We start from the raw sequence: 8769 nt of genomic DNA on the forward strand, positions 1-8769 counted from the left end.
AGATAAGGGGTGGCAAAAGTATTGTCTATAATTAAAGGCAGACCATTATCGTGAGCTATCCGGGCCACCGTTTCAATATCGATAATATTTATCCCGGGATTACCGATGCTCTCAATAAAGACCGCTTTAGTCTTTTCATTTATGGCTGACCTGAGATTTTCGGGATCGTCAGGATCGACAAATACCGTCTTGATTCCGTACTTGGGCAAGGTATATAGGAACAGATTATAGGTTCCGCCGTAGAGAGTGCTGGCAGCCACTATCTCATCACCGGCGCCAGCTATGTTCATAATTGAATATGTAACCGCTGCGGAACCAGAAGCCAGGCCCAGAGCCGCCACCCCACCTTCCCGGGCCGCCAGTCTCTGTTCGAAAACGTCGGTAGTCGGGTTCATAATCCGGGTATAAATGTTTCCCGCTTCCTGCAAAGCAAAAAGCCGGGCCGCGTGGTCGGCGTCTTTAAATACATACGATGTCGTCTGGTAAATTGGCACAGCGCGCGACCCGGTGGCAGGGTCGGGTTTTTGACCGGCGTGGACCTGTAATGTATCAAACCTGTACTGCCTTTCACTCACTTTAATTCCTCCTCAAAACCTTAAATCCTATTAATCGTATATGATTACTATATTTATAATACTAGTTTTTCGCTAGTGTTTCAAGTAAAAATTAGGAGGTAAATGAATTATCTAAGCAATCCTTTGCTTTCTTTATTTGGCACTCTCCCGGTGGCGCGCAATATAATCCTTAATAGCGCGGTGCAGGGCATCAGCGGCCAAATTGGAACAGTGCATCTTAACCGGGGGCAAACCATCCAAAGCCTCGGCAACTGTACGGTTGGTGATGCGCTCGGCTTCCTCCAGAGTCTTGCCTTTTACCATTTCTGTCACCATGCTGCTGGTCGCTATGGCAGCAGCACAGCCGAAGGTTTTAAACTTGACATCCTCAATAATGTCATCCTTTACTTTGATCTCAATGTGCATTATATCTCCGCAAACCGGATTTCCTACTTCACCCACCCCGTCGGCGCATTTCAATGAGCCGACATTTCGCGGGTTCATAAAGTGATCCATAACTTTTTCAGAATACATCAGTTGCTTCCCCCTTTGCTGTATAATGGCGACATTTGACGCAGATTACCGATTATCTTAGGTAAAACTTCAAGCACAAAATCCACATCTGCTTCAGTATTATCTTTGCCCAGGGTCAAACGCAGCGAACCATGGGCTATTTCATGCGGCAGCCCTATTGCCAGCAGTACATGAGACGGGTCAAGAGAACCGGAGGTGCAGGCAGATCCGCTCGAAGCCATGATTCCGTAGCTGTCAAGCATCAAGAGTATGGACTCCCCTTCCACGAATTTGAAGCATACGCTTACGCTTCCCGGTACTCTGTGGTGCAAATCGCCGGTGACAATTGTATCCGGTATGCTGGCGAGTATGCCCTCGCGAAGTCTGCCGCCCAGTTTATTGAGGTAGGCGGAGATTTCATCCATTCTTTCCCGGGCCAGCTGAGCGGCCTGGCCGAACCCCACGATTCCCGGTATATTTTCAGTACCGGCCCGCATTTTGTTTTCCTGCGGTCCGCCGTACAGCAGGTTGCCAAGTTTAACGCCCTTTTTGATATATAAGCACCCCACTCCCTTGGGACCGTACAGTTTATGACTCGAGGCGGAGAGCATATCGATGCCGAGATCTTCAACATCCAGCGGAAGCTTGCCTATGGTCTGCACAGCGTCGGTATGAAAGGCGGCCCCGGCTTGATGGGCTATAGAGGCCAGCTCTTTTATCGGTTGCACCGTGCCGATTTCATTGTTGGCATGCATAATCGTCACCAGTGTCGTCTCTGGCCGGAGGGCTTTCTTTAGAACTTCCGGTTCAACTAAACCTGCTGAATTGACAGGCAAAACCGTTAATTCGAAACCGTTCTTATGAAGATGCTCGCAAGTATCCAGTACAGCATGATGTTCAATGGCCGAGGTTATGATATGTTTGCCTTTTTTAACATTGCTGTTCACATAGGAAACAATAGCCTGGTTGTCAGCCTCGGTGCCGCCGCTGGTAAAGAATATTTCACGAGGGTTGGCGTTGATCAAGGCCGCTACCTGTTCGCGGGCATTTTCAAGAGCTTTTTTAGCTGCCCGGCCCTTGGTGTGCACGCTGGATGGATTGCCGTATTCGTGCGTTAAAAAGGGTATCATGGCTTCGAAAACCTGACGGTCAACCGGAGTAGTAGCGCTATGGTCCATATAAATTTCTCTCATTGCCTTCACCTCTGATTTTTTAAATTTTTCGGATCGTTGTCAGATACAATTTGATCGACCAATGATTCGTTCACCAAATCTTCCAGGGTATATGAATCTAAAATATTGGATATGGAATCTCTTAAACGCGACCATACCTGCCGGGTCACACATTTCTCGGCGCGGATGCATTCATCGGGGTTGACCTCGCTGACACAATCCACCGGAGCAATAGGCCCTTCAAGAATGCGAATGATATCCCCGACAGTGATTTGGGCAGGAGTTTTACCCAGAATATAGCCGCCCTGAGCGCCTCGAACACTTTTAACCAGTCCCGCTTGTTTCAAAGGAATTAACAACTGCTCGAGATATCTTCCAGAAATATTCTGCCGTTCAGCTATGGTATGAATAGCCACCGGTCCAGATTCTTGTTTTTGAGCTATATCCAGCATGGCTCTAAGACCATACCTGCCTTTTGTTGATAGTCTCATCAAAATATCCCTTCTTCCTCTGAGTCAGCCGAATACTGCCTTAAGGAGCCCCCTGTAGCATTCGGACATTCCAGCTAAAGCTATCTGATTGTCAATATATCATATACCCTATAGTTTTACTAGTGTTTTAAAAAAATAACCCTGATTTCTTTTAACTAAAATCAGGGTCAGGCTGTTTGGGGAAAAGGGTCAGTCAAGGATGATCTTTTCCAGGTGAGTGTAAACCGTGAGCCTTTCTTCCCGTGCGAAACCCACTACGCAAAGGTCCAGCTCTTCAGCCAGTTCCAGAGTCAATTCGGTAGGAGCCGCACGCGACAGAATTATGGGTATATTTCCCCGGGCAGCCTTTATCAGTATTTCCGATGCCACCCGGCCGCTTAAGAGCAGACATTTATTATGAGGGGAAATATCGTTCAAAAAAGCGTAGCCCAATACCTTATCAACCGCATTGTGCCGTCCGATATCTTCATAATGGACTATGATTCCCGACTCATCGGCGAGGGCGGCGCTGTGAACTCCTCCGGTTATACGGAACGACTCGGCTCTCTCCTCCAGTTCGGCCATCAGGGATATGATCTGTTTGACCGGCAGACGCCAGTCAGATTTAACTTTCTGTAATTGGCGGGCGTCGTTTATGAAATAGAGTCCTGCCCGGCCTTTACCGCAGCAGCTTGCAATGTGCCGGCGCAAGAAATTATCGGTTTGGCTCACCGGTTGAGTGGTCTCAATCCACAATAAGCCATCGTCTTCCCTTAAACGGATATCTTCAATGTCCGAAGGTTCTTTAAGGATTCCTTCACTAAGCAGAAATCCTACGGTCAGTTCCTGAAGGCCGCCGGGCGAACAGATCAAAGTGGCCAACTCGTTGTGATTAAGAAAAACAGTTAAGGGTTTTTCAGTCACGACGTTTACCTCTCTATTCTCTGCAACGATCCCTTTATCGTAGGTTAATGCTTTTCTTGGGACGTAAAGAGGCCATCCTGACATTGTAATTCTCCTTTGCTACTATATTTTGCGGGCAGGCACGGCAGCCAGCCGTGTCTTGTTCCATCTCATGTCTAAGCTGCAATAAGAGAAGTAATCGGTCTGGCGTATCTCCTTTGGACTATTCACGTCCGGGTGTGAAACTGTCAGCCATCCTCTTATTGCAGCGTTAGTTTCTGATCAGGCGGCATTGACTATACCGCATTCATTTGTTAATCCGTTGCTTCTTCTATCTTCGAAGGCCTGCTTAAATCTATTCCACGTGCCAGGTTCCTTTTTTGCCATTGCATAGTTCGGTCAAATCGTACGGTGTCTCTTGATAGACATGGTAGTTCAGCCAATTGGTGAATAATAAATTGGCATGGCTTCTCCACCGGACTTCCGGAAGTTTGGAGGGATCATTATCCGGATAGTAGTTTGCCGGCACATTAATAGTCAGGCCTTTGGCAACATCCCGGTCATACTCGGCTTTTAAAGTGAGGGGATCATATTCGGAATGGCCGGTAATGAATATCTGCCGCTGATCTTTGTTGGCGACAATATATATCCCGGCTTCCTCAGACTCTGACAATATATCCAGCTCCGGAACCTTCTCGATATCAGCGCGGCGTATCTCTGAATGCCTGGAATGGGGGGCATAAAATACGTCATCGAAACCCCTTAACAGGGGTACGTTTTTCTCTAAAACCCGGTGCTTGAAAACCCCGAACATCTTCTGGCCGAGCGGATATTTGGGCACGCCGTAATGGTAGTATAAGCCTGCCTGAGCGCCGACACAGATATGCAGTGTAGCCCACACGTGCTTTTTGGTCCATTCCAGTACGTCGGCCAATTCATCCCAATAAGTCCATTCTTCATAATCCAGGTGTTCTACAGGTGCCCCGGTAATGATCATTCCATCAAATTTCTGCTTTTCAATCCGCGTAAAAGTGGTATAAAAATTCTGCAAATGCTCTTCTGAAGTATTTTTGGATTCATGGCTCTCCATGCACAGCAGTATGATTTCGACTTGCAGCGGGCTGTTGGCCAAAAGCCTCAACAGCTGGGTTTCGGTGACAATTTTCTGCGGCATCAGGTTTAAAATCGCGATCCTGAGAGGACGAATATCTTGATGACTGGCCCGCTTTTCTTTCATAACAAAGATATTCTCGCCCTGAAGTATATTGCTGGCCGGAAGATTATCCGGTATTATAATCGGCACTATGAATTACCTCCTTAATGATCTGTCCACCTGCGTAATATATTTCCCCGGTTCAATCGCTGGGGACCTGACCCGAATTCATGCTTCCGGTTCGATAACCCTGCATGTCAAGGGTGATGTAGCGGAAACCCAACTGCCTCAGATGGCTGTCAATCTTATCCATGGCGGCTTCTGACAACAGTTTATGGCGTTCATTATCACCAACCTCGATTCGAGCCAGATCCTGGTGCATTCGAACCCTCACTTGTTTTATTCCCAGGCCGAGCAGGTAATCTTCCGCGGCTTCCACCATCTTTAACTTTTGATTGCTGATCCTCTCACCATGCACAAACCGGGATGATAAACATGCGGCGGCCGGTTTTTCCGAGGTTTCCAGACGCATTTGCCTTGACAATTGCCTGATTTCCGACTTATTCAGGCCAGACTCCAGCAGAGGACTTGCAATCCCGAGCTCACGCAAGGCTTTCAGGCCGGGACGGATATCGCTCAAATCGTCAACATTGGACCCGTCGGCAACATGTTCAAAACCTCTATCCCGGGCTATTTCTTTAAGCTTAGAAAATAGTTGATATTTACATAAATAGCAGCGCTCGGGCGGGTTGTCACTAAACCCGGCAACTTTAAATGGATCTATGTTGACGACCAGATAGTTTACATCCAGTTTTCTGGCTATACGCACGCATTCCATGGATTCCCTTTGCGGATAAGTGGGGCCGATTGCAGTAACTGCCAGCACCCTTTGGTTCAAAACCTCTTTGGATACGGCCAGTAAGAATGTACTGTCGACGCCGCCGCTAAAGGCGATCAAGGCGCTCCCCAACGATTTAATATGCTGTTTGAGTGAATTCATTTTCTCTTCGCTGTGCATTATCTTCTCCAACCTGCATTGATAATAATTAATGCCCCATATATTATATAAACAAGTATCTTTACTAATTTTATAGGTATTATAGGGTATTTAGAACCAGATTTCAATACTTTGCAAACCCGCCGGAGGCTGGTTTTAACTTGAACAGCATCGCTTAATAGTGCGGCGGCGGATACTTGATAATTATAACAATTTTCCGGGCCGTATTGAGCGATATAATAAAAATAGCGCCCGGGTAATTTCTAAGCTCCTGGGATGCCTTAGCTTTAGTTGCCAACATCTGCAAACCATCATTGATAGATTACTCACGCTGCTCCTCGGCACCGGGAGCTTCCTGGTCAGCAGATCTGCGACCCATCATTTATAGGTTGCTCACGGGTTAAGTTCATATTTATCGGCGTTTATTGCTATTTGCGAATAATGTCAAGCGGTTGGTCACTCGAACAATTTTTGTTATGATTACTTTGTTAAATATAATTTAGTCCTTAGGAAGGACTTTAACCCGGAGGATGAATGGTCAACGAATTTTCGAGAACCGAATTGTTATTAGGCAAAGAGGCCATGACCCGTCTTGCACGGAGCCGGGTCGCCGTATTCGGCATCGGAGGGGTGGGCAGTTTTGCCGTCGAAGCCCTGGCCCGTGCCAATGTGGGCAGCTTTTTACTGGTGGATGATGATCTGATATGCAGAACCAACATTAACCGGCAGATTCATGCCACCAGCAGAACGGTGGGCCGGCCAAAAGTAGAAGTTATGCGTGAAAGAATTATGGATATAAACCGCCGGGCTCAAGTCGACATTCTCCAAACCTTTTTCTCCGGCCAGTGTTCGGACGCAATGATTAGCAAAGATTTAGATTACATTATCGACGCGATCGATACGGTCAGCTCTAAAATCGAATTAGTGGTTAAAGCCAATGAACTGAATATCCCCATTATCAGCTGTATGGGAGCTGGAAATAAGTTGGACCCCGGCCGTTTTGAGATCGCGGATATATACGATACTTCCATATGTCCGCTAGCCAGGGTAATGCGTAAAGAATTGAGAAAAAGAAACATTCCGTCCCTTAAAGTGGTCTATTCCAAAGAAAAACCGCTCGTGCCCATTTCAACTGAAGACTCCGACTGCAATGCAGGATGCATATGCCCCCAAGGATCTGCTCGTACCTGCACCATGCGCCGGCAGATACCGGGCAGCATCTCCTTCGTTCCTTCCGCGGCCGGTTTGCTCATGGCCGGCCAAGTGGTGCGCGATTTGATCGCCCCTAAATAAAACCGCCCCGTCAAATCCAGGGGAATGCCAATCGCATTTCACACTGACGACCTATATAAGAAAACCGGCTAATCCAACCCGGTTAAATCAGCCGGTTTATGCCTGGCATCTAAAAACTTTCAGGTATCCTTTCTTTTGGTGATGACCTGCCCTGCAGAAAGGGTTCTTGCCTTTGATATGGGAAGTTCTACCCCTGGAAGAGTTCCGTGGAGAGATATCTTTCACCAGTGTCGGGAAGCAGAATAACCACTGTTTTCCCCTTGTTTTCAGGTCTTTTCGCTATTTGGGTGGCTGCAAAAGCGGCCGCTCCCGAAGAAATCCCCACCAGGAGACCTTCGGTTCTGGCAAGCAAGCGGGAAGTTTTAAACGCGTCCTCATTTTTCACCTTAAATACTTCATCCAAAATGCTCCGGTTCAACACCTCAGGAATAAAATTGGCTCCGATACCCTGAATTTTGTGGGGGCCGGCCTGTCCTCCGGAAAGCAGCGGCGAATCGTACGGTTCAACCGCCACTATCTTTACCCCTGGTTTATTGGCTTTAAGAATTTCTCCGACCCCGGTGATGGTTCCGCCCGTTCCGACTCCCGCCACAAATATATCCACCTGTCCATCAGTATCCCGCCAAATCTCTCGCGCGGTAGTTTCCCGATGAATGGCCGGGTTGGCAGGATTACTAAACTGTTGGGGAATGAAAGCGTTGGGCATACTGGCCGCCAGCTCGTCGGCTGCTCTCAAGGCGCCGGCCATGCCTTCATGCCCCGGGGTCAAAACCAGCTCGGCACCGAGGGCTTTCAAGAGATTGCGGCGCTCTAAGCTGAAGGTTTCAGGCATAGTTAAAATGAGGCGATAACCTTTGGCTGCCGCTACAAAAGCCAGTGCTATACCTGTATTTCCACTGGTAGGCTCGATGAGTACAGACTCCTTATTTATCAAGCCTTTTTCTTCGGCATCCTTGATCATGGCATAACCGATCCGGTCTTTGACGCTGCCGGCCGGATTGAAGTATTCCAGTTTGCCCAGCAGCCTGGCGTCTACCTGGTTGCAGGCGGAGTAGTTCGACAGTTCCAAAAGCGGAGTACTGCCGATAAGCTCAGTAAGGTTTGATGCGATTCCCGACATGCAAAGTCCTCCTTTGTCTTTTCCCATACGGTGCAGGTAGTCTTGAAACTGAATGCTTTATTATTTAGATCTTACGTCTATTTCGCTTATTAGGCCAACGCCTGGTCAAAATCCTTAATCAGGTCTTCAACATCTTCCAAACCCAGAGAGACCCGGATCAGATTCTCGGTAATGCCCAGTCTCAACCGTTCCGACCGAGGCATGGAGGCATGGGACATGGTGACCGGATATGATACTATGGTCTCCACCCCGCCGAGGCTGACCGCCACGGCAGCCAATGTCACCCGGCTCATGAACCTGCGGGCCAATTCAACAGACCGGGTTTTAAATGCCAAAACCGCTCCCGGTCCGTCTGACTGGCGTTTATGTATGTCACTTCCGGGATGACTGTCAATACCGGGATAATAAACCTTTTCAACCTGTTTTTGCGCCATGAGCCATTCGGCTATAATCCGGGCGCTGTTTTGCTGATGGTCCATGCGTACTTTGAGGGTTTTCAAACCACGCAGCAGCAGCCAGCTGTCTTGAGGTCCCAATATGGCGCCGAAACCGTTTTGAACCGAATAAACCTCCCGGGCTATATCTTCATCGCTA

The 8769-nt window shown here is 48.0% G+C and carries 10 protein-coding genes; 1 reads left to right on the forward strand and 9 read right to left on the reverse strand.

Going from position 1 to position 8769, the window contains the following annotated elements; all coding sequences use genetic code 11:
* The 7 genes from B2633_RS07655 to larE all read right to left on the reverse strand — a co-directional run.
* On the reverse strand, positions 1–575 hold a 575-nt coding region (locus B2633_RS07655; protein ID WP_483170010.1), incomplete at its 3' end, for an aminotransferase class I/II-fold pyridoxal phosphate-dependent enzyme.
* A gap of 132 nt (positions 576–707) precedes the next feature.
* A complete protein-coding gene (nifU, locus tag B2633_RS07660) occupies positions 708–1088 on the reverse strand; it encodes a Fe-S cluster assembly scaffold protein NifU (RefSeq protein ID WP_481039244.1) in 381 nt (126 codons plus the stop codon).
* Positions 1088–2260, reverse strand: coding sequence for a cysteine desulfurase NifS (nifS, locus tag B2633_RS07665; protein WP_483170011.1), 1173 nt, complete (start codon positions 2258–2260; stop codon positions 1088–1090). Before nifS ends, nifU begins: the two co-directional genes overlap by 1 nt.
* A 5-nt stretch (positions 2261–2265) precedes the next feature.
* Positions 2266–2730, reverse strand: coding sequence for an RrF2 family transcriptional regulator (locus tag B2633_RS07670; protein ID WP_483170012.1), 465 nt, complete (start codon positions 2728–2730; stop codon positions 2266–2268).
* 189 nt (positions 2731–2919) lie between these two features.
* Complete coding sequence (fdhD, locus tag B2633_RS07675) at positions 2920–3717, reverse strand: formate dehydrogenase accessory sulfurtransferase FdhD (protein WP_483170013.1); 798 nt, start codon at positions 3715–3717, stop codon at positions 2920–2922.
* 250 nt (positions 3718–3967) lie between these two features.
* A complete protein-coding gene (gene metA, locus B2633_RS07680; protein ID WP_483170015.1) occupies positions 3968–4915 on the reverse strand; it encodes a homoserine O-acetyltransferase MetA in 948 nt (315 codons plus the stop codon).
* Positions 4916–4967: 52 nt separating this feature from the next.
* The gene (gene larE, locus B2633_RS07685) at positions 4968–5765 is read right to left on the reverse strand and encodes an ATP-dependent sacrificial sulfur transferase LarE (RefSeq protein WP_483170017.1); all 798 of its coding nucleotides are present in this window, start codon (positions 5763–5765) and stop codon (positions 4968–4970) included.
* Between the two features lie 531 nt (positions 5766–6296).
* Here larE and B2633_RS07690 point away from each other — a divergent pair.
* The gene (locus B2633_RS07690; protein ID WP_483170018.1) at positions 6297–7055 is read left to right on the forward strand and encodes a tRNA threonylcarbamoyladenosine dehydratase; all 759 of its coding nucleotides are present in this window, start codon (positions 6297–6299) and stop codon (positions 7053–7055) included.
* A 187-nt stretch (positions 7056–7242) separates the two neighbouring features.
* Here the strand turns inward: B2633_RS07690 and cysK are convergent, their stop codons facing one another.
* A complete protein-coding gene (gene cysK / locus B2633_RS07695; protein WP_481039258.1) occupies positions 7243–8175 on the reverse strand; it encodes a cysteine synthase A in 933 nt (310 codons plus the stop codon).
* Positions 8176–8264: 89 nt separating this feature from the next.
* On the reverse strand, positions 8265–8769 hold a 505-nt coding region (locus tag B2633_RS07700), incomplete at its 5' end, for a PLP-dependent transferase (protein ID WP_483170019.1).

Origin of the sequence: Syntrophomonas sp. UBA1041, assembly GCF_002316705.1 — a bacterium.
Lineage (GTDB): Bacteria > Bacillota > Syntrophomonadia > Syntrophomonadales > Syntrophomonadaceae > DTU019.

Coding starts and splice junctions, on each gene's coding strand:
- nifU (WP_481039244.1), bottom strand. CDS start 1,088: ATGTATTCTGAAAAAGTTATGGATCACTTTATGAACCCGCGAAATGTC.
- nifS (WP_483170011.1), bottom strand. CDS start 2,260: ATGAGAGAAATTTATATGGACCATAGCGCTACTACTCCGGTTGACCGT.
- B2633_RS07670 (WP_483170012.1), bottom strand. CDS start 2,730: ATGAGACTATCAACAAAAGGCAGGTATGGTCTTAGAGCCATGCTGGAT.
- fdhD (WP_483170013.1), bottom strand. CDS start 3,717: ATGTCAGGATGGCCTCTTTACGTCCCAAGAAAAGCATTAACCTACGAT.
- larE (WP_483170017.1), bottom strand. CDS start 5,765: ATGAATTCACTCAAACAGCATATTAAATCGTTGGGGAGCGCCTTGATC.
- B2633_RS07690 (WP_483170018.1), top strand. CDS start 6,297: ATGGTCAACGAATTTTCGAGAACCGAATTGTTATTAGGCAAAGAGGCC.
- cysK (WP_481039258.1), bottom strand. CDS start 8,175: ATGTCGGGAATCGCATCAAACCTTACTGAGCTTATCGGCAGTACTCCG.